Source organism: Ruegeria sp. HKCCD7251 (genome assembly GCF_013031165.1).
In the GTDB taxonomy this organism is placed as follows: Bacteria; Pseudomonadota; Alphaproteobacteria; order Rhodobacterales; family Rhodobacteraceae; genus Ruegeria.
Genome location: NZ_WPZC01000003.1, coordinates 309,843 through 328,799, shown reverse-complemented (window position 1 = coordinate 328,799; position 18,957 = coordinate 309,843). Strand labels below are relative to the sequence as shown.

At 60.0% G+C, this 18,957-nt stretch carries 18 protein-coding genes; 10 read left to right on the top strand and 8 right to left on the bottom strand.

The features are described from left to right. Positions 1–12: 12 nt before the first annotated feature. Together GOX75_RS10790 and rbfA are read right to left on the bottom strand one after the other, a co-directional pair. Complete coding sequence (locus tag GOX75_RS10790) at positions 13–750, bottom strand: phosphodiester glycosidase family protein (protein WP_171122913.1); 738 nt, start codon at positions 748–750, stop codon at positions 13–15. Next, entirely contained in the window at positions 747–1,142 is a 396-nt protein-coding gene (gene rbfA / locus GOX75_RS10785; protein WP_171122910.1) for a 30S ribosome-binding factor RbfA, read from the bottom strand. The genes GOX75_RS10790 and rbfA overlap by 4 nt, the downstream gene beginning before the upstream one ends. A gap of 90 nt (positions 1,143–1,232) precedes the next feature. Between rbfA and dapB the strand changes: the two genes are divergently transcribed. Next, on the top strand, positions 1,233–2,042 hold the full coding sequence (dapB, locus tag GOX75_RS10780; protein ID WP_171122908.1) for a 4-hydroxy-tetrahydrodipicolinate reductase: 810 nt from the start codon (positions 1,233–1,235) through the stop codon (positions 2,040–2,042). 128 nt (positions 2,043–2,170) lie between these two features. Here dapB and GOX75_RS10775 read toward each other — a convergent pair whose 3' ends face one another. Both GOX75_RS10775 and GOX75_RS10770 read right to left on the bottom strand, forming a co-directional pair. Beyond that, positions 2,171–2,761, bottom strand: a complete 591-nt coding sequence (locus GOX75_RS10775) for an HD domain-containing protein (RefSeq protein WP_171122905.1) — start codon at positions 2,759–2,761, stop codon at positions 2,171–2,173. After that, positions 2,758–3,894, bottom strand: a complete 1,137-nt coding sequence (locus tag GOX75_RS10770; protein WP_171122903.1) for a TauD/TfdA family dioxygenase — start codon at positions 3,892–3,894, stop codon at positions 2,758–2,760. Before GOX75_RS10770 ends, GOX75_RS10775 begins: the two co-directional genes overlap by 4 nt. 98 nt (positions 3,895–3,992) lie before the next feature. On the opposite strand from GOX75_RS10770, the gene GOX75_RS10765 reads away from it, so the two are divergent. Beyond that, positions 3,993–4,847 carry a LysR family transcriptional regulator gene (locus GOX75_RS10765; RefSeq protein ID WP_171122901.1) on the top strand — a complete coding sequence of 285 codons (855 nt, stop codon included), beginning with the start codon at positions 3,993–3,995 and terminating at the stop codon, positions 4,845–4,847. Between the two features lie 4 nt (positions 4,848–4,851). On the opposite strand, the gene GOX75_RS10760 is transcribed toward GOX75_RS10765, so the two are convergent. Continuing rightward, complete coding sequence (locus GOX75_RS10760; protein WP_171123228.1) at positions 4,852–5,034, bottom strand: DUF1674 domain-containing protein; 183 nt, start codon at positions 5,032–5,034, stop codon at positions 4,852–4,854. A gap of 88 nt (positions 5,035–5,122) precedes the next feature. Here GOX75_RS10760 and GOX75_RS10755 point away from each other — a divergent pair, with 88 nt between their 5' ends. From GOX75_RS10755 to GOX75_RS10725, 7 genes are all read left to right on the top strand, one after another. Next, a complete protein-coding gene (locus GOX75_RS10755) occupies positions 5,123–6,379 on the top strand; it encodes an RsmB/NOP family class I SAM-dependent RNA methyltransferase (RefSeq protein ID WP_171122899.1) in 1,257 nt (418 codons plus the stop codon). Positions 6,380–6,469: 90 nt separating this feature from the next. Then, a complete protein-coding gene (locus GOX75_RS10750) occupies positions 6,470–8,209 on the top strand; it encodes a heparinase II/III family protein (RefSeq protein WP_171122897.1) in 1,740 nt (579 codons plus the stop codon). Between the two features lie 22 nt (positions 8,210–8,231). Then, on the top strand, positions 8,232–9,821 hold the full coding sequence (purH, locus tag GOX75_RS10745; RefSeq protein WP_171122895.1) for a bifunctional phosphoribosylaminoimidazolecarboxamide formyltransferase/IMP cyclohydrolase: 1,590 nt from the start codon (positions 8,232–8,234) through the stop codon (positions 9,819–9,821). After that, a complete protein-coding gene (gene lspA, locus GOX75_RS10740; RefSeq protein ID WP_171122893.1) occupies positions 9,821–10,291 on the top strand; it encodes a signal peptidase II in 471 nt (156 codons plus the stop codon). Before purH ends, lspA begins: the two co-directional genes overlap by 1 nt. 50 nt (positions 10,292–10,341) lie before the next feature. Further along, the gene (locus GOX75_RS10735) at positions 10,342–10,860 is read left to right on the top strand and encodes a DUF3035 domain-containing protein (protein WP_171122891.1); all 519 of its coding nucleotides are present in this window, start codon (positions 10,342–10,344) and stop codon (positions 10,858–10,860) included. 82 nt (positions 10,861–10,942) lie between these two features. Next, positions 10,943–12,283 (top strand): pitrilysin family protein, encoded by a 1,341-nt coding sequence (locus GOX75_RS10730; protein ID WP_171122889.1) that lies wholly within the window; start codon positions 10,943–10,945, stop codon positions 12,281–12,283. Beyond that, on the top strand, positions 12,280–13,584 hold the full coding sequence (locus GOX75_RS10725; protein ID WP_171122887.1) for a pitrilysin family protein: 1,305 nt from the start codon (positions 12,280–12,282) through the stop codon (positions 13,582–13,584). The genes GOX75_RS10730 and GOX75_RS10725 overlap by 4 nt, the downstream gene beginning before the upstream one ends. A gap of 3 nt (positions 13,585–13,587) precedes the next feature. Here GOX75_RS10725 and GOX75_RS10720 read toward each other — a convergent pair whose 3' ends face one another. The 3 genes from GOX75_RS10720 to deoC all read right to left on the bottom strand — a co-directional run bounded on the left by GOX75_RS10720 (position 13,588) and on the right by deoC (position 17,799). Next, complete coding sequence (locus tag GOX75_RS10720) at positions 13,588–14,319, bottom strand: cyclic nucleotide-binding domain-containing protein (RefSeq protein WP_171122885.1); 732 nt, start codon at positions 14,317–14,319, stop codon at positions 13,588–13,590. A gap of 137 nt (positions 14,320–14,456) precedes the next feature. Then, positions 14,457–16,790, bottom strand: coding sequence for an aldehyde dehydrogenase family protein (locus tag GOX75_RS10715; RefSeq protein WP_171122883.1), 2,334 nt, complete (start codon positions 16,788–16,790; stop codon positions 14,457–14,459). A 10-nt stretch (positions 16,791–16,800) separates the two neighbouring features. Beyond that, on the bottom strand, positions 16,801–17,799 hold the full coding sequence (gene deoC / locus GOX75_RS10710; RefSeq protein ID WP_171122881.1) for a deoxyribose-phosphate aldolase: 999 nt from the start codon (positions 17,797–17,799) through the stop codon (positions 16,801–16,803). A gap of 201 nt (positions 17,800–18,000) precedes the next feature. Between deoC and GOX75_RS10705 the strand changes: the two genes are divergently transcribed. Next, the gene (locus GOX75_RS10705) at positions 18,001–18,954 is read left to right on the top strand and encodes a metal ABC transporter solute-binding protein, Zn/Mn family (protein WP_171122879.1); all 954 of its coding nucleotides are present in this window, start codon (positions 18,001–18,003) and stop codon (positions 18,952–18,954) included. Positions 18,955–18,957: the final 3 nt, after the last annotated feature.

Here is an 18,957-nt window from a genome sequence, read left to right as displayed (position 1 = left end):
GCCCTGTCAATTTCAGGGTGCGTCCTCGACCACGCCCACGATCGGCCCGAGCGAAAAACCAACGTCCGACCGATTGCTGGCCCGTTCGTACATCCGTGAAATATTACCGTCGAAGAACAGCGCGTTCGGGGTTTCCAACACATCCCGAAACAGGCTGCCGAATTCGTGGAAGGTGACATAATCGTCCGAGATCACAAACACGGCCCGTGTGCCGTCGGCGCTGGTGCCGACACCGTTGCGCACGAAAACCGAGGTCGAGTCGGGCAGAAAGCGCGGGTGTAACTCTCCGTTGATCACAAGCATGGGGCCGGACTGGGTTGCAAACTGACAATCAGGAGATTGATCAACGAAATCTAAAGTCTCGAACACATCCGCGCGGCCCTCGCGGATGCAGAACACACCGTTGGGCAGCAGGCCGAAATTGCCGGGGCCGGGATTGGCGATGACGCGCATCTGTTCCTGACCATTCTCGACATAGTGGCCCACTGGCGAGCGGTCGTCGTGATACATCCCGGCATTCATCGCAAAAGCCAGTCGCTTGCCGTCACTGGCCAGCGCGTCGTTCACCGAGGAAAAATGACCCAACAGATCGCCATTGTCGTCGTTCAGAAAGAGGCGCAGATCCTGGTTGGCGGCGTCCACCTCGCAAACAGTATAACGCTTGGCGTCGTGGGTGACTTTCTCGCAGCTTACCGCACCGGCCTGCGCGGCCCAAAGGACCGCGCCCAATGTGACCAGCGTGCGGATCACTCGTCCAGATCGCGGCGCACCGCGTCCTGTTCGAACAAGCGGCGGGTGTCGTCCAGACGGTCGAAGGTGTCATCCAGACGGAACCGCAGATCGGGCGAGAATTTCAGATTCAGCTTCTTGCCGATCATGCGCCGCAGCTCGCCCTTGTTGCGGGCCAGCAAGTCGATCACGTCTTCTTGGCCCTTGCCGCCCAATGGCAGCACATAGGCGGTGGCGATCTTCAGATCGGGCGAGGTGCGCACCTCACCCACGGTGATCGACATGCGGTTCAGGTCGGGGTCGTGGACATCTCCGCGCGCCAGAACTTCGGACAGGGTGCGGCGGATCAGTTCGCCGACGCGTAGCTGTCGTTGGGACGGGCCGGGGCCATCGTGGAATTTGTTCTTTGCCATGTCCTCGATCTAAGCCCAAATCCCACCTTTGCCAAGCGGTCCCGAACCGGGTAGGAGGCTTTGAGCCGACAGAAACAGGGAAAGAACGCCATGACCCATATTCCGGGGATCGTCATCACAGGGGCTTCGGGCCGTATGGGGCAGATGCTGATCAAGACCGTGACCGACAGCAATCAGGCGCGTCTGGTCGGCGTGGTCGAACGCGCGGGCCATGACTGGATCGGGCAGGACGTGGGCACCGCCATGGGTGGGCAGGCGTTGGGTGTTACTGTTACGGATGACCCGCTTGAGGCATTCGCACAGGCGCAGGCTGTCATCGATTTTACCGCGCCCGAAGCGACGCTGGAATTTGCTGCACTGGCAGCGCAGGCACGTTGTGTCCATGTGATCGGCACGACGGGCATGACGGATGAACAGATCGCTGCGCTTGAGCCTGCCTCCCGCCACGCGGCGATCGTGCGCGCTGGTAATATGAGCCTCGGCGTCAACCTGCTGGTGCAACTGACCAAAAAAGTTGCCGCTGCGCTGGATGAGGATTTCGATATAGAAGTGATCGAGGGCCACCACCACCACAAGGTCGACGCGCCCTCGGGCACGGCGCTGATGCTGGGCGAGGCCGCAGCGGAAGGACGCGGTGTCAATCTGGCCGATGTGTCTGATCGGGGCCGCGACGGCATCACCGGAGCGCGCAAGCGCGGGGATATCGGATTCCACGCCATTCGCGGCGGCGACATCGTGGGTGAACACGACGTCTTGTTTGCCGCCCCCGGCGAGCGCATCGTCCTGCGCCATCTGGCCACCGACCGCGCCATCTTTGCCCGCGGTGCGTTGAAGGCGGCGCTTTGGGGGCAGGGTAAGGCGCCGGGTCAATATGACATGGTGGATGTGCTGGGGTTGTAGGGGCTAAATCAGCAATCTCAGATAGTTGTAAGCAACATAGACGTCGGTCCAGACCGCGTGCAGGGCGTAGGTCTGCCGCACAAGACAGGTGGATTTTCATAATATTGGGGGCAGGCTAATTCCTGTGATCAGCCCGCGCCCAGATGACGATCGACCATCCTCTGTACCATGGGGGCGAAATGGGCGAAGTCGGGGGTTTCCATGTCGGGGCGTTTGCCTGCTTCGTCCAGATAACGAACCTGAACGATCTCTTTCAGGTTTGGATTGGACTCGAATTCGGCGACTTCATCGGCGCTCATCGGGCCGCCCTGCAATTCCAACGTATGAACTGAGGCCGCAGAAAGGCGGTCGAAATACTCGGGTTTGGCGGCGCACAGATAGCGTTTGGCGGCCACATGGTAGCGGCAGCAATCGGTGATAACCGAGGGGAAGAACTGTTCCAGCACCGCCGCGCCTGCGTCCTCGTGGTGGCGGTCTTCAGTGTCGTCGGGATGGTAACTGCCGAACTCGGACGTGAAATGGCCGATGTCATGAAGCAAGGCACCCACAATGATTTCATCCGGCATTCCGTTTTGTTCGGCGATGGTCGCGCCTTGCAGCATGTGCTGGGCCATGGTGACGGGTTCACCCAGATACTCTTCGCTGCCACGGCGGTCGAAGATGTCGCCAATAAAGGCCACGATGTTGTCACGGCTCAGGGTCGAGTAATCAGGTTTCATTCCGCTGCCTCCGGTTGGGCCTCTTCCATTGCGGCCAACGTCGATAGCAAGCCGTCCTTGTCAGCATAACACCCCTGCAACCAGCGTGACCCCGCGCCGGAATATCCCAGTCGCGCGTGCAGGACACGGGTGTTGTCGACGATGAAACTCTCGCCCGGTTCCAGCTTGAAGGACACACCCATGGCAGGGTCATCAATGATCTCGGCCAGTTGGCGATAGGCGGTGTAATACGCTTCCATGTGGTCAAACGGGATATCCACGAAAGGAGCAGAGGAGCGGTTGTTGAACCGGATGCCGATCAACTCTCCGTCCGGGGACAGTTCGATCATTGGGCGGCGCGCGCGCAGACAAACGCCGTCAGACCCCTTAAATTCGAACCGGGCCGGGTAACCTGACAACAAGGCAAAGCCGTCGGGGTTCTGATCCCGCAGTTTTTCGGCAGCGCGGAAGCCGTCCACCACGATCGAGTCCCCACCTTCGGCACTGTTTTCAAGGCAATAGAGGATTTGCAGGGTTGGCACCGGGTCGCGATAAGGGTTGTCGGTATGGGCCTGCAAACCCAGCCCGGTAAAGGCGAGGTTGGTCGGATTCACCTCGGTCCGAACCTCGAAATAGGGGCCATAGTTGGTCTTGCGCACATAGCCGAACAGATCTGCGACCTTCAGCAGGGATTCCGGCTCGCACGGGCCGTTCGTCAGCTTGGCAAAGCCGAATTCAGCAATGGCGGCCAGCCAGTCGCGCTTGGCTGCGGGGTCGGCGTGAACCTCATCCCAATCTGCGCTGGGGGCGTCCAAACCACTTTGCCACGTCGTTATACCCGGGGCTGTCCGACCTGCGAGAAGCGGTCGATCGCAGTCATAGATGTGATCGGCTAGCCAATCGGCGGGAAAGGTCACGCTTTTGTTTTCGGGCTGAAAAGTGATGTGCAGGTCGCCGTTTTTTACGCTTGCGGACTCGACGGAAACATCGGCGGGAATATCACCGATTGTTATCAGGCGCTGGCCATTGCCGGGTGCGCGTGTCTCTGGGTCCAGCGCGTTGTCACGCAGCCATATCGCATGGAAACGGGCCTGAATGCCGGTATCAAACTCTACTGTCACAACGGACGCATCATGATTGGCGGTACGCAGCATAGGGGCCTCCTGATCAGCGCGGGCTACGCTTGAGGAGATATGAGTCCAGTGACATAAACACAATTAAACCTTATTACGACTGAGGGCTGGAAAAATTTATGTCTAAAAAGAAAGTCGGATTACCGCCACTGGATTGGCTGCGCGTGTTCGAGGCCGCAGGGCGTTTGGGCGGGTTTTCGGCAGCCGCACGAGAATTCGGTTTGACGCAGGCGGCGGTCAGTCAGCGGATCGGAAACCTTGAGGCGTGGCTGGGGCGGACATTGTTCGTGCGTGAGGCACGCGGCGTGTCGCTGACGGTTGAAGGCGAAAGCTATCTGCCGCTGGTGCAGGACAGCCTGCAGGCGCTAGAGCGGAATACCGAAGATCTGTTTGGCAAAGCCCCCCGTGAATTGCGCGTTGCCGGTTTGTCGTCGAATATCCACGCGCTGGTGTTGCCGAGCCTGATCCGGTTTCAAGCGCGTCGTCCCGAAGTGCGGGTCATGACCGACTCTGTCGCGCGTCGGTCGTCCTTGGCTGAGGAACCTACATGGTTGCAGATCCGGTACGGGCGCGGGGCATGGCCCGGCCGCGACGCAGAACTGATCGCGCCCGAGGTGCTCGTTCCGATGGCTGCACCGGACGTCGCGTGGGGGGCGCCGCTGATCAACCTGCGTGGTGAGCGACCGGGTTGGAGCGATTGGGCAAACAAGACCGGACACGAGGACGTGCCCCCTTCGAAAGTCAGCTTTGACTCAATGGAACACGCGCTGACGGCGGCGTGTCAGGGATTGGGCGTTGTGCTGGGGTCGGTGCCGTTGGCCGACGCGCACCTGCGCGAGGGTCGTTTGCACAGGATGGGCTTGCCTGAACTGGAAACGAAGGATGGGTATTGGCTGACATGGCCCGAAGAACGGGCAAAGTCGAAAAATCAGCGCGCTCTGATCATGGATTTCCTGCAGGCGTTGCGCGGCTAGGCAATCAGAAGTCGATTGCGATGCCTTTCTTTTCCCAATCGCCATAACGCGCCGGGTCGGGGCCGTCGCGTCCGCCCAGTTCCTTTGGACTCTCTTTTGCCTTCTCCTCGGCCTTGCGGCGGCGCTCTTCGGCCTCGGCCAAAGCGCGCTGGGCGGCTGGTGGCAGGTCTTTGGAATCATCGCTCATGACATCGGGTTCCTTTCCGTGCTTGGGCTTGATATACGCCCCCGTCCCCGCTTGGCAATGCAGGCGCGGCGTATCGAAAGGCGATTTCATGTCCGACACCGCAACGGCAGCACGGCGCAGCGCGATCTATCTGCTGGATCAGATTCTGGGAGAAGGGCGACTGTTGTCCGAATGTCTGGCCGCCGGCGCATTGGACAGATTGAGCCCCGAGGACCGCGCGCGGGCGCAGCGCCTGACGCTGGAAACCCTGCGCGGATTGGAGCGCGCCGACCGTCTGCTGGACAATCACCTGAACCGGACGCCCGCGCTGACGGTCCATAACGCCCTGCGTCTTGGCGCGGTTGAGCTGTGCCACGGTGAGGCGGCGCATGGTGTCGTCAATTCCATGGTCGAAATTGTGGGCCGCTCGCGCAAGCATGGCCGCCTCAAAGGGTTGGTGAATGCTGTACTGCGCAAAGTGGTCGCCGAAGGGCCGGACGCATGGCCAAAGATGCGTGTGCCGCGCCTGCCCGAATGGTTGCGCGATCCGCTTGTCATGGCTTGGGGCGCCGAGGCGGTAACGGGTATGGAAAGCGCGCATTTCGACGGCGCTCCGCTGGATATATCCACCAAACCCGACACCGACGGTCCGGGTGAGGCATTGCCGACCGGGTCGCTTCGGGTGCGTGATGCGGGTCAGGTCTCGGCGCTGCCAGGATATGATCGCGGAGACTGGTGGGTGCAGGATGCGGCAGCGGCGCTGCCGGTTCGAATACTGGCACCCAAGTCGGGTGAGAAAATACTGGATCTGTGCGCTGCACCGGGCGGGAAGACCTTGCAGTTGGCGGCAGAAGGGGCCGAAGTCACAGCGCTGGACATCTCGGAGTCGCGGCTTGAGCGTGTGCGCGAAAACCTTGTGCGGACCGGGTTGAAGGCCACAGTCATCGCAGGGGATGCGTTGGAGCATCAGGGCCAGTACGACGCGATTCTACTGGACGCGCCATGTTCCGCCACGGGAACCATTCGTCGGCACCCTGATTTGCCCTTTGCCAAGGACGGATCGGAATTTGGTGGGTTGATCGAATTGCAGGCGCAGATGCTGGCTCATGCGTGGGGTCTGCTTAAACCCGGCGGACGGCTGGTTTATTGCACTTGTTCGCTGCTGCCCGACGAGGGTGAGGTTCAGATCGAAGAGGCGTTGCCTCAATATCCCGACATGCAGGTCGATCGCGGGGCCGTCATGGTGGCCGGGGTCGAAAAAGGCTGGATCACGGAAGAGGGCGGCCTGCGTCTGCGGCCCGATTACTGGGCGGATAGCGGTGGAATGGACGGGTTCTACATCGCCTGTCTGAACAAAACGGAATAAGGCGACGCTTTTCGGTGACTTGACGGGCGTCGCGGTCTATCGTTGGGTCTCAGGCGCCAGCAGAGCGCAAGAGGCAGAGTAACGAGCGGCATGTCGAACTCAGATACCATGGCCAATCGGTGGACGCGGTTTCAGAACCGTCTTTATGCGCGGCTCAGTCAGCGTCGCAAGGCGGTTGCAGGGTTCGCGGCTGATCCCGAGCCGCGCACCGTGGGCTCGTTCGCGCGGGGTCGTCAGTTGGTTGCTGGCAACCTGTTGTTCGCGGGGTTTCTGGTTGAAGCGCAGGATACCGGCCTGTGGGACGTGACTGCGCCCAGCACTGGTTTTGACAATGAACGCCACGGGTTTGCGTGGCTGGATGACCTAGCCGCCGTCGGCGATATGCGCGCCCGTGAAAAGGCGCAGCGCTGGGTGTGGGGTTGGATCGACGCACATGGTCGTGGGCAGGGTCCGGGCTGGGCACCGGATCTGACCGGACGCCGGGTGATACGGTGGATCAACCATTCGGCGTTTCTGTTACGCGGCATGGATGACGAACGGTCCAAGGTGTTTTTTCGGGCTTTGGCGCAGCAATCCTGGTTCCTGTCCAAACGATGGCAGGCCGCAACACCCGGTTTGCCAAGGTTCGAGGCTTTGGCCGGGTTGGTGCAGGCAGGATTGGCGTTGCAAGGGCTCGAGCAGATGGCGGACCCGGCGCTGCGGGCTTTGGCGAGAGAGTGCGAAAAACAGATCGACACGCAGGGCGGCATCCCAACGCGCAATCCCGAAGAGTTGCTTGAGGTGTTTACCCTGCTGACCTGGACGTCGGCGGCGCTCAGCGATCTGGGGCGTGGCACACCCGGGGCGCAGGCAGATGCAATCAAGCGTATTGCGCCGACCCTGCGCAACCTGCGCCATTCGGACGGTGCGCTGGCCCGGTTTCATGGGGGCGGTCGCGGCCTTGAAGGGCGGCTGGATCAGGCCTTGGCGCAAAGCGGGGTCCGACCCCAGCACGCAAGTGGGCTGGCGATGGGATATGCCCGGCTATACGCAGCGCGCACCAGCGTCATCGTGGATGCAAGCGCCCCGCCCAAAGGGACGGCGTCTTACAATGCGCATGCCTCGACACTGGCGTTTGAGCTTACGTCTGGTCGGCGGCCGTTGATCGTGAATTGCGGCTCGGGCGAGAGTTTCGGGCTGGAGTGGCGCCGGGCCGGGCGGGCGACGCCATCGCATTCAACCCTGTGTCTGGATGGTTATTCCAGCGCGCGCCTGACCGGGCCGGTTCCCGGCACCGAGAAAGAGGCGCTGGTCGATACTCCCAAGGACGTGCCGACAGAGTTCGAGGACGTCATCGAGGGTGCGCGTTTCATGATCGGCCACGACGGATACGCCAAGGTGTTCGGTCTGACCCATGCCAGAACCTTCGAGCTGCGCTTTGACGGTCGCGAGCTGACTGGTGAGGATATTTTGCTGACGGCGACCGACAAGGCTAAGCGGCAGTTCGACAAGGCGTTGGATGCGTCGAACCTCAAAGGTATCGAGTTTGACGTAAGGTTTCACCTGCACCCGGATGTGGATGCAGCGATTGATCTGGGTGGCGCGGCGGTGTCCATGGCGCTGAAGAGTGGTGAGATCTGGGTGTTTCGCCACGATGGCGTGGCAAAATTGTCAGTTGAACCAAGCGTTTACCTTGAGAAGGGACGCTTGAAGCCACGCGCGACAAAACAGATCGTTCTATCTGGCCGCGCAATGGAGTATGCGACGCGCATCCGGTGGACGTTGAGCAAGGCTCAGGATACAGCCTATGCCGTGCGCGACATGCACCGGGACGAGCCCGATTTCGACTGACGCCAAAAGGACCTTTGGACCCATGACCGATCTTCACCCCGTGCGCCGCGCGTTGCTTTCCGTTTCCGACAAGACTGGATTGATAGACTTGGGTAAGGCACTGGCCGAGCGCGGAGTCGAACTGTTGTCGACCGGCGGCACGGCCAAGGCGCTGCGGGAGGCCGGGCTTGAGGTCAAGGATGTCAGCGACGTGACGGGTTTTCCCGAAATGATGGATGGCCGCGTGAAAACCCTGCATCCGATGGTGCATGGCGGCCTGCTGGCCCTGCGCGACAATGACACCCACGTTGCGGCGATGGACGAACATGGCATTGGCGCGATCGACCTGCTGGTCGTGAACCTCTATCCGTTCGAGGCGACCGTCGCCAAGGGTGCGGGCTATGACGAATGTGTCGAGAATATCGACATTGGTGGCCCCGCGATGATCCGTGCCGCTTCGAAGAACCACGCTTTTGTCAACGTTGTGGTTGATGTCGAAGATTATGACGCGCTGCTGGCAGAGCTGGCGGCCAATGACGGCCAGACATCCTATGCGTTCCGTCAGACATTGGCGCAGACGGCATATGCGCGCACGGCGGCCTATGATACTGCCGTGTCGAACTGGATGGCCGATGCGCTGGCTGCCAAGGCTCCGCGCCGTCGTGCTTTTGCGGGTGAGCTGAAACAGACCCTGCGCTATGGTGAGAACAGCCATCAGCAAGCGGCGTTCTATACCGATGGCACCAACCGTCCCGGTGTGGCGACGGCCCTGCAGCATCAGGGTAAAGAACTGAGCTATAACAACATCAACGACACTGATGCGGCGTTTGAACTGGTGGCCGAGTTTGGCCCGACCCAAGGTGCTGCTTGTGCCATTATCAAACACGCCAATCCCTGCGGTGTGGCGATAGGTGCAACGCTGATCGACGCCTATAAGGCTGCGTTCGACTGCGACCGCACGTCCGCCTTTGGCGGAATTGTGGCGTTGAATCAGCCTCTGGACGCGGAAACCGCGAAGGAAATCACGGGCATCTTCACTGAGGTCGTAATTGCCCCGGGTGCCTCGGATGAAGCCAAAGCGATCTTTGCTGCCAAGAAGAACCTGCGCCTGCTGACGACCGAGGCGCTGCCTGACGTGACCGCAGGCGGCAAGACCGTGCGGCAAGTGGCTGGTGGTCTGCTGGTGCAGGACAAGGATAACGGCTTTGTCGGCATGGATGATTTGAAGGTCGTGACCAAAAAGGCCCCGTCTGATGAACAGGTGCGCGATCTTCTGTTTGCTTGGAAAGTGGCAAAACACGTTAAATCCAATGCCATCGTCTACGTCAAGGATGGCGCGACAGTGGGCGTGGGTGCAGGGCAAATGAGCCGCGTAGATTCGGCGCTGATCGCCGCCAAGAAAGCCGAGCGCATGGCCGACGTGCTGGGGCTGCCGCAACCGCTGACCATCGGCTCGGCCGTGGCGTCGGACGCGTTTTTCCCCTTCCCTGACGGTCTGATGGAGGCGGCAGAGGCTGGCGCGACCTGTGTGATCCAGCCCGGTGGCTCGATGCGCGATGATGAGGTGATCGCGGCCGCGGATGAGGCGGGCCTTGCCATGGTCTTTACCGGCATGCGCCACTTCCGTCACTGATGCGGTATCGTCTTCTGCTATGGGCCGCGCTGGCCGCGTTTCTCATCGACCAGATCAGTAAGTATCTGGTCGTTCACGTCATGCGCGTGGCCGAGGGCAGTATCGACGTACTGCCGCCCCTGCTGGTGTTCAAATACGGTGAGAATCGAGGCATCAATTTCGGCCTGTTTCAGGGCGATACGGATGCGGCGCGCTGGGTGCTGATTGGGATTTCGCTGGCAATTTCGCTGGGTGTGCTGATCTGGTTGCTGCGGTCCACACCGCCGAAACTGATGCAGTTTTGCGGCGGGCTGCTGATCGGCGGGGCGCTGGCGAATGTTTTGGACCGGGTGCTTTATGGCTACGTGCTGGATTTTCTGAACATGTCCTGCTGCGGCATCAACAACCCGTTTGTTTTCAACCTTGCCGACGTGTTCATCTTTGCCGGTGCCATTGGACTTGTGTTGTTTGATGGAAAAAAGGCCTCGTGACGCGCCCGGGGAAATGCGATAAAAGCCCCTCAAACAGGCTGGAGACTTTGATGCGGTTGCCGCGTTCCATTATTGCAGTGACATTGGCCGTTGCTACGGCGGGATGCTCTGACATTGGCTTGCGCCATCTTGAAGCGCCCGGCCCGGGTCCGGATGAATTCTCGGTCCTGCCTGTCAAACCGCTGACACAGCCGAAGGATTATCAGTTTCTGCCTGCACCGACACCCGGCGGAGGCAATCTGACAGACCCGACGCCCAATGCGGACGCAGTCGTGGCGCTGGGCGGCAATGCTGCGGCGCTGAATCCAAACACACCGATTCCGTCATCGGATGGGGCGCTTGTGACAGCGTCCAGCCGCTATGGTGTGCCAGCGAATACGCGTCAGGTCGTCGACAGCGAAGATGCCGCGTTCCGCAAAAAGCAGGGCCGCTTTACCAGATTGCGCCTGTTCAAGGTCGACCGGTACTCGCAAATCTATCGCCGCCAAGCCCTTGATGCTGACATTCAGAACGAAGCCGCGCGCCGTGCGGGGATAGAAACGCCCTCGGCACCGCCGGTCGATGAATAATCCTTAACTTTTCGTCATCGGCCTTGAACCCGCGCCGCACCACCGTAGTTTGAAGATCACAGAACGAAACGGAGGATGCCCCATGGTTCGGGCCCTGGCATTGTCGGCCGCCCTGATCGCCGCCACACCGGTTTTTGCCGAGGATGGCCTTGAAGCGGTCACTACCTTTACGCTGGACAACGGCATGGATGTCGTCGTGATCGAGGATCACCGCGCCCCGGTGGTGCAGCATATGGTCTGGTACCGCGCTGGGTCAGCGGATGAGCCGATTGGCTCGTCCGGCGTGGCTCATTTCCTGGAGCATTTGCTGTTCAAAGGGACCGATACGCTTGCGCCGGGTGAGTTTTCGGCGACCGTTGCGGCTAACGGCGGCAATGACAATGCGTTCACGTCCTATGATTATACCGCCTATTATCAGCGCGTTGCAGCCGATAGGCTGGAATTGATGATGCAGATGGAAGCGGACCGTATGCGCAACATCCGCCTGTCCGACGAGGACATCCGCACCGAGCGTGATGTGATCCTTGAAGAACGCAACCAGCGCACCGAAAACAACCCGCGCGCACTGTTTGGCGAACAGATGAACGCCGCGCAATACCTGAACCATCGCTATGGCGTTCCGATCATCGGCTGGCGGCACGAGATGGAAACGCTGGACATGGAAGATGCGCTGTCTTTCTACCGGACCCACTATGCGCCAAATAACGCGATTCTTGTGGTCACCGGCGATGTGCAGCCCGACGCGGTCAAGGAACTGGCGGATCAGTATTACGGCGTCATCCCGGCCAACCCCGACCTACCCGAGCGGGTGCGGTCTCAGGAACCGCCGCAAACCGCTGAACGTCGCTTGACCTACAAGGATCCGCGCGTGTCTCAGCCCTATGTTCAGCGCAGTTATCTTGCGCCCGAGCGTGACCCCGGCGCGCAGGAAAAAGCGGCGGCGCTGTTCTTGCTGGCTGAATTGCTGGGCGGCGGAAACACGTCTTACCTGAACGAAAAGCTGCAGTTCGAGGAGCAAAAGGCCATTTATACGGTCGCATTCTACCGTGGGGTGTCCCTGGACGACACAACCTTTGATCTTTTGGTCGTACCGGCGCAGGGCGTTTCCTTGCAAGAGGCCGAAGATGCAATGGATCAGGCCGTAGCCGACTTTATTGCCGAAGGTGTGAACCAAGAGGATCTGGACCGGATCAAGATGCAACTCCGCGCCTCGCAAACTTATGCGCGTGACAATGTGGACGGCATCGGGAATCGGTATGGCCGTGCCCTGACCAGCGGGCTGACGGTCGAGGATGTTCAGGCGTGGCCCGATATCCTTCAGGCTGTGACCGGCGACGAGATTATCGCAGCCGCCCGTGAGGTCTTGCAGCCGGAATCCTCTGTGACCGGGTGGCTGACGCGTGACGACGAGGTGACGCAATGAAACGGATTTTCGCAACCCTGATCGCATTTGTCATCGCGTTGCCCGCATGGGCCGAGATCGACATTCAGGAGGTTACCTCGCCCGGTGGGATCACGGCATGGCTCGTCGAAGATCACTCGATCCCCTTCACCGCGCTGGAACTGCGCTTTCGCGGGGGTACGTCTTTGGATGATCCCGACAAGCGCGGGGCCACATATCTGATGAGCGGCCTGATAGAAGAAGGGGCCGGGGAAATGGACGCCCGCACCTATGCGCGGGAATTGGAATCGCTGGCAGCTTCGTTCAGCTATAATGCGAGCGATGATACGGTTTCGGTCTCGGCGCAGTTTCTGACCGAAAACCGGGATGACGTGATTGATCTGCTGCACACCACGCTCCACGAACCCCGGTTCGATCAGGATGCCGTTGACCGTGTCAGGGGGCAGGTCCTGTCGGGCCTGCGCTCGGACCAGACAGACCCAAATGATATCGCTGGGCGCAATTTTGCGCGCATGGCCTACGGGGACCACCCTTATGGGTCCGAGGGGAAAGGCACCATTGACAGCGTGACGGCCCTGACCCGGGACGACGTCGTTTCGGCCTTTGAGAACGTGTTCGCGAAAGATCGGCTATACGTAGGCGCGGTTGGCGACATTACTGCCGACGAGTTGGGTACGTTGCTGGACAAACTGCTTGCCGATCTACCCGAAACGGGGAAACCCATTCCAGACCGTGCCGAAGTGACCATTCCCGGCGGGATCAGTATTGTCGAATTCGACACCCCTCAGTCGGTCGCTCTGTTCGGACATGCGGGCATTGATCGTGATGACCCCGATTTCTTTGCGGCGTTTGTTCTGAACCACATTCTTGGCGGCGGCGGATTTGAAAGTCGCCTGATGCAGGAAGTGCGTGAAAAGCGTGGACTGACCTATGGCGTGGCAACTTATCTTGTCCCCAAGGATCTGGCCTCGGTCTATCTGGGGTCGGTGTCGTCCTCAAACGACCGCATCGCCGAGGCGGTTGACGTGATCCGAAACGAATGGGCGCGCGCAGCATCAGAGGGCGTCACACAGAAAGAATTGGATGATGCCAAAACCTATCTGACGGGCGCGTATCCGCTGCGGTTTGATGGGAACGGTCAGATTGCCAGCATCATGGTCGGGATGCAGATGGATGACCTGCCGATCGACTATATCTCGACCCGCAACGACAAGGTGAACGCGGTGACACTGGAAGATGTGAACCGCGTCGCGTCAGAACTGCTGAATCCCGAGGGTCTACATTTCACGGTCGTCGGCAAACCCGAAGGTCTGGACGGCTAAAGTTCAGGCCGCTGTGGGCCGTTTCTGGGCCTGTAATGTGTGTTTGTTGCTGTTCAACAGCTTTTGTCGCGCATGTCTGAAATGCGCGGCTTTCAATGCGTCGTCGATATACCGGTTTCGCCGCAGCAGCCGGGACAGGCGACGGTCGTCGAACACCAAGCAGGTTGTGGGTTCCGTGGCGATCACCGTGGCCGTCGCGGGCAGGCCAAGGCTGAAGGTCAGTTCCCCTAAAATCTCATCTGCACCGCATTGATTGATCACCTGCCCGTCTTTCAGAACCGTTGTGCGCCCTTTTAGGACGAAACCCAGAAAGTCGGTCGTCTCACCTTCTTCGATCAGGATATCCCCGGTATCGAAAGTCTGTATCACAGCCGTGTTCAGCAATCTGCGTGCCTGATGGGGTTTGAGCGAGTGCAGGTGTTGCGAGATGAATTGTCGTTCGGCCTCGGAGAAGCGCACCAGATGGCGCGAGAGGTACCCGCGCAACAACCCGATCACAGAGATTGCGATGTAAGATATCTGGATGATCGCCCCGGCCAGATTGAATTCTTCGGCCATGCTGATCAAAACGCAGCCCGCTGCGATGATGACCGGTAAGGGGTAAAGGGCCCCATTGCCCCGGACGATGCCGATCTGCAGCAGAAAGTAGTTCAGGATATAAAGCCCCGCCCCGAACACGCCCACCATTGTGACCAGTTGAAGGGACGTTGGGAAATCTATTGGAAAATTCAGCATGAAAAAGGCCCATTCTGGGATTGAATGGGCCTTAAACTGGGGTGGGGCTGTGAAATTGTATGTGACCCGCGTCACAACATGTTCACGCATGAGCGACCTTTCGCCCGTTTAAAGCAGGCAGGCCGGTCCGCGCCGTCCTATTCGCCGTAGGGGACCCAGATGTTCTTGACCTCGGTCGCCGCCTGCAGGAATTGGCGCGTGTGATCCACGTTCCAATCGGTTGCCTTGGCGTTGTTGACCCATGTCCGCTTGAGGTTCCCGGCAGATACAACCTCAATCTCTTTCGACAGGTCGGTGGACGAGAACGACCAGACCGCATCCACGTTCAGATGCGAGGCCAGCGGTTTTGCCAGTTCCGCATGGCTTCCGGTCAGGATGTTGACCACGCCTGCGGGCACGTCCGAGGTTTCAAGGATCTGGTAGAAATCCGTTGCGGCCAGCGGAAAGGGCTCGGACGCGGCCAGCACCACTCGGTTGCCCATCGCGATCGCCGGGGCCATGGCTGACACCAGACCCAGCAGAGGTGCCTCATCCGCACAAAGCGCGCCGATCACGCCCACGGGTTCTTTCATCGCAATCGCGACACCCTGGATCGGGACGCCATGCACCTGACCGTCATACTTGTCGGCCCATGCGGCGGCGGTGAACAGGCGTTGGATCGAGGCCTCAACCTCGGCCGCGCCGGTTTTGCCGCCGGTCATGGCGTCGATCCGCGCGGCGAATTCACCTGCGCGGGCCGAGAGGTTTTCGCCAATGTAATAAAGAATCTGTGCCCGCAGATGGCCGGTAGTCTTGGACCAACCTTTTGCGCCTGCCGCAGCCTCGACCGCGTTACGTACGTCCTTGCGGTTCGCCAGACCCACATGCCCCAACAGGCCCGATTTACCCCAAACGTGTTTGGAATAGCCGCCATCGGGTCGCGCCTGCTTGCCGCCGACATACATTTTTGCGGTGCGGTCGATTGGATCAACTGGCGCACCCTCGCCGGTGGTGGCGTCAAGCTTTGTCAGCGCATTGGACTTGCCCTTGGGCTTGGTATAGGCGGTCAGTCCTTCCCAGCCGCCTTCGCGCCCGAACCCGCTTTCGCGCACGCCGCCAAACCCGGCGGCGGCGTCGAACAGGTTGGTCGCATTCACCCAGACCACGCCCGCAACAAGTTTCGGCGCAATATCCAGCGCGAGGTTCACATTCTCGGTCCAGACAGTCGCTGCCAGTCCGTAGCGCGTGTTGTTGGCCAGCTCGACCGCCTCGGACGGGGTGCGGAAGGTGGACGACACCAGAACAGGGCCAAAAATCTCTTCCTGCATCAGTGGGTCCGAGGTTTCCAACCCCGAAATCAGGGTCGGAGGATAGTAGCAGCCATTATCGGGCAACGCGCAATTGGCTTGGTAGAGGTCACCTGCGGTGTTGCTTTCGACCATACCCTTGATGGTCTGCAACTGAACCGGGTCCACAACTGCGCCGACGTCTATACATTTGTCCAGCGGGTCGCCAATGCGCAGGTTGTCCATCCGCGCGCGCAGTTTGGTATGAAAACGATCAGCGATTCCCTCCTGCACCAACAGGCGCGAACCTGCACAGCAGACCTGACCCTGATTGAACCAGATCGCATCAACCAGCCCTTCGATAGCTGAATCAATATCCGCGTCGTCGAAGACGATATAGGCGGACTTGCCGCCCAGCTCTAACGTCAGTTCTTTGCCCGAGCCTGCCGTCGCTTCGCGGATGCGCCGCCCCACAACCGTTGAACCGGTGAAGGCGATCTTGTCCACATCCGAGGCCACGATCATCTCGCCCACCTCGCCATCGCCGGTGACGATATTGACCACGCCCTTAGGCAGCCCGGCTTGCGAACAGATATCGGCAAATAGCAGCGCGGTAAGCGAGGTGTATTCAGCAGGTTTCAGAACCACCGTGTTTCCCATTGCCAAAGCGGGGGCCACTTTCCATGCCAGCATCAACAGGGGGAAGTTCCACGGAATGATTTGACCGCACACACCCAACGCCTGCGCATCGGGCAACTCGCTTTCCATCAACTGCGCCATGCCTGCGTGATAGTAGAAATGCCGCTGGACCAGAGGGATGTCGATGTCGCGCGATTCCCGGATCGGTTTGCCGTTATCAAGGCTTTCCAGAACCGCGAACAGGCGCGAATGTTTCTGCAACATCCGCGCAATGGCATAGAGGTATCGCGCACGGCCAGCACCGCCCAGTTTCTCCCACTTGGGCTGGGCTTTGCAGGCGGCGGAAACGGCGGCGTCCACGTCGCCCTGCTTGGCTTGGGTCAGCTTGGCCAGAACCTTTCCGGTCGCCGGGTTGCGGCTTTCGAAGCCTTTGCCCGGCTTGGTGAAGGCACCGTCAATATAGTGGCCGAACTTGCCACCCTGATCGACCAGCCATGCCAAAGCCTCGGCAGCGCTTTCGGGGGCGGGTCCGTAGTCCATGGTCTCGAAGATTTCTTTGACTGTCATTGTTCTTTCCTCAGCCCATGGAGTGACGGTAGCCGGCAGAGTATGCCCCGGTGACATAGTGTTCCAACTGTCGTTCAATATCGCCAAGCAGCGATGACGCGCCAAAGCGGAACAGGTCCGGCTCCAGCCAGCGGTCGCCCAACTCATCCTTGATCAGTGACAGGTAGACCAGAGCGTCTTTTGCCTTGGAAATCCCACCTGCAGGCTTATAGCCAACCCGATACCCGGTGCGGTCATAGTAGTCGCGGATCGCGCGGATCATCACTAGGGTGACGGGCAACGTGGCGTTGACGCTTTCCTTGCCGGTCGACGTCTTGATGAAATCCGCCCCCGCCATCATGCACACGACCGAAGCGCGCGCGACATTGCGCAGGCTGCCCAGCTCGCCGGTCGCGAGGATGGCTTTGACGTGGGCATCACCGCAGGCGGTTCGGAATGCCTTCATCTCATCATACAAAGCTTGCCAGTCGCCTGACAGAACGTGGCGGCGAGAGATGACAATGTCGATCTCTTCCGCCCCTGCTTTGACGCTTTCTTCGATCTCAGCCACGCGCAGGTGGAACGGTGACAGTCCTGCTGGAAACCCGGTTGAGACAGCGGCGACTGGGATGCCAGTGCCTTTCAGCGCATCAACAGCGGTTTCGACCATATCATGATAGACGCAGACGGCCCCGGTGGTGATAGCAGGCATATCCATCGCCCGCAGCAGCGCGGGTGCGATGGGTTGACGGGCTTTCGCGCACAGGCGGCGCACTCGCCCCACAGTGTCGTCACCGGACAGCGTCGTCAGGTCGATCATCGTGATTGCCTTCAACAGCCACGCGGCCTGATAGTCTTTTTTCACCGACCGTCGGCCCGGTAGGGTCGCGGCGCGGCGTTCGATTGCCGAGGTGTTGGCCTGAACCCCCCGAACCCATTCAAGGTCCAGATCCATTCCGGGGTTCCGGGGTTCGGTCACTTGCGGCAGATGCGCGGTGCGCACGGGGCTGTCTGAGCTCTGCGTATCCATCTTCACATCCTTTGGGAAGTTTGCGCCAAAATCGCACGGGTTGCGCCTAAATGGAAGGCGTGGCGGCCGCCTGGGTGTTATTTTTTTGACCAAATGGACAAAATTGATCACCTTTCTTGCGAATAATTCGCAATAGCGTTGACTTAGTTGCGAATGGTTCGCATATTCAGACTCAAGGGGATAGAAAGCCGGGGTCACACTATGATTCGTCGTACCTTTATTGCAGCGCTGGCATTTGCCGCTGCACTGCCCGTTACGGCATGGGCCGAGGCACCGCTGAAGGTGGTGGCAACCACGGGTATGATTGCAGACGCCGTTCGTCAGATTGGCGGTGATGAGGTCGACGTCAAAGGCCTGATGGGTCCGGGCGTGGACCCGCACGCCTATCGTCAGACCCGCAGCGATATCGTTGCCATGACCCGCGCTGACCTCATTCTGTGGCACGGGCTGTATCTTGAGGCGCAGATGCAGGACTTTTTTCATGATCTGGGCCGCAAACGCCCCGTCGTGGCGGTGGCTGAAGGGGTAGATACCTCTAAACTGCGGGCGCATGACGACTACGCCGACAAGTTCGACCCGCATGTCTGGATGAGCCCGGCCCTTTGGCGCGACGTGGTGGTCGAGGTGCAAGCAGCCCTGACCGAGGCGCGCCCCGAGGCCGCTGACCTCTTTGCAAGTAACGCACAGGTGCATCTGGCTGAGATTGAACAGTTGGAAGCATATGCTGCTGAGGCCCTTGCCTCTGTCCCCGAAAACAACCGCGTGTTGGTCACAGCGCATGATGCGTTTGGCTATTTCGGGGCTGAATATGGCTACGAGGTGATGGGCATTCAGGGGATCTCGACCCAGTCCGAGGCCGGTCTGAACCGGATTGGTGAACTGGTCGATACGCTGGTGGATCAACAGCTTGGGGCGGTATTCGTCGAAAGCTCGGTCTCTGATCGGTCGATGCGCGCCCTGATCGAAGGTGCTGCTGCACGGGGTCATGAGGTTGGTGTGGGCGGCGAACTATACTCGGATGCCATGGGCGAGCCGGGAACTTATGAAGGCACCTATGTTGGGATGCTGGATCACAATATCACCGTGATTGCCGGGGCGCTGGGTGCGGATGTGCCTGACCGTGGCATGAACGGAAAGCTGTCTGCGGGGTTTTGAGTG

What these genes read in the sequence shown, in the direction of transcription:
- rbfA (WP_171122910.1), bottom strand. Translation starts at nt 1,142, where the DNA reads ATGGCAAAGAACAAATTCCACGATGGCCCCGGCCCGTCCCAACGACAG.
- dapB (WP_171122908.1), top strand. Translation starts at nt 1,233, where the DNA reads ATGACCCATATTCCGGGGATCGTCATCACAGGGGCTTCGGGCCGTATG.
- GOX75_RS10775 (WP_171122905.1), bottom strand. Translation starts at nt 2,761, where the DNA reads ATGAAACCTGATTACTCGACCCTGAGCCGTGACAACATCGTGGCCTTT.
- GOX75_RS10770 (WP_171122903.1), bottom strand. Translation starts at nt 3,894, where the DNA reads ATGCTGCGTACCGCCAATCATGATGCGTCCGTTGTGACAGTAGAGTTT.
- GOX75_RS10765 (WP_171122901.1), top strand. Translation starts at nt 3,993, where the DNA reads ATGTCTAAAAAGAAAGTCGGATTACCGCCACTGGATTGGCTGCGCGTG.
- GOX75_RS10760 (WP_171123228.1), bottom strand. Translation starts at nt 5,034, where the DNA reads ATGAGCGATGATTCCAAAGACCTGCCACCAGCCGCCCAGCGCGCTTTG.
- GOX75_RS10755 (WP_171122899.1), top strand. Translation starts at nt 5,123, where the DNA reads ATGTCCGACACCGCAACGGCAGCACGGCGCAGCGCGATCTATCTGCTG.
- GOX75_RS10750 (WP_171122897.1), top strand. Translation starts at nt 6,470, where the DNA reads ATGTCGAACTCAGATACCATGGCCAATCGGTGGACGCGGTTTCAGAAC.
- purH (WP_171122895.1), top strand. Translation starts at nt 8,232, where the DNA reads ATGACCGATCTTCACCCCGTGCGCCGCGCGTTGCTTTCCGTTTCCGAC.
- lspA (WP_171122893.1), top strand. Translation starts at nt 9,821, where the DNA reads ATGCGGTATCGTCTTCTGCTATGGGCCGCGCTGGCCGCGTTTCTCATC.
- GOX75_RS10735 (WP_171122891.1), top strand. Translation starts at nt 10,342, where the DNA reads ATGCGGTTGCCGCGTTCCATTATTGCAGTGACATTGGCCGTTGCTACG.
- GOX75_RS10730 (WP_171122889.1), top strand. Translation starts at nt 10,943, where the DNA reads ATGGTTCGGGCCCTGGCATTGTCGGCCGCCCTGATCGCCGCCACACCG.
- GOX75_RS10725 (WP_171122887.1), top strand. Translation starts at nt 12,280, where the DNA reads ATGAAACGGATTTTCGCAACCCTGATCGCATTTGTCATCGCGTTGCCC.
- GOX75_RS10720 (WP_171122885.1), bottom strand. Translation starts at nt 14,319, where the DNA reads ATGCTGAATTTTCCAATAGATTTCCCAACGTCCCTTCAACTGGTCACA.
- GOX75_RS10715 (WP_171122883.1), bottom strand. Translation starts at nt 16,790, where the DNA reads ATGACAGTCAAAGAAATCTTCGAGACCATGGACTACGGACCCGCCCCC.
- deoC (WP_171122881.1), bottom strand. Translation starts at nt 17,799, where the DNA reads ATGGATACGCAGAGCTCAGACAGCCCCGTGCGCACCGCGCATCTGCCG.
- GOX75_RS10705 (WP_171122879.1), top strand. Translation starts at nt 18,001, where the DNA reads ATGATTCGTCGTACCTTTATTGCAGCGCTGGCATTTGCCGCTGCACTG.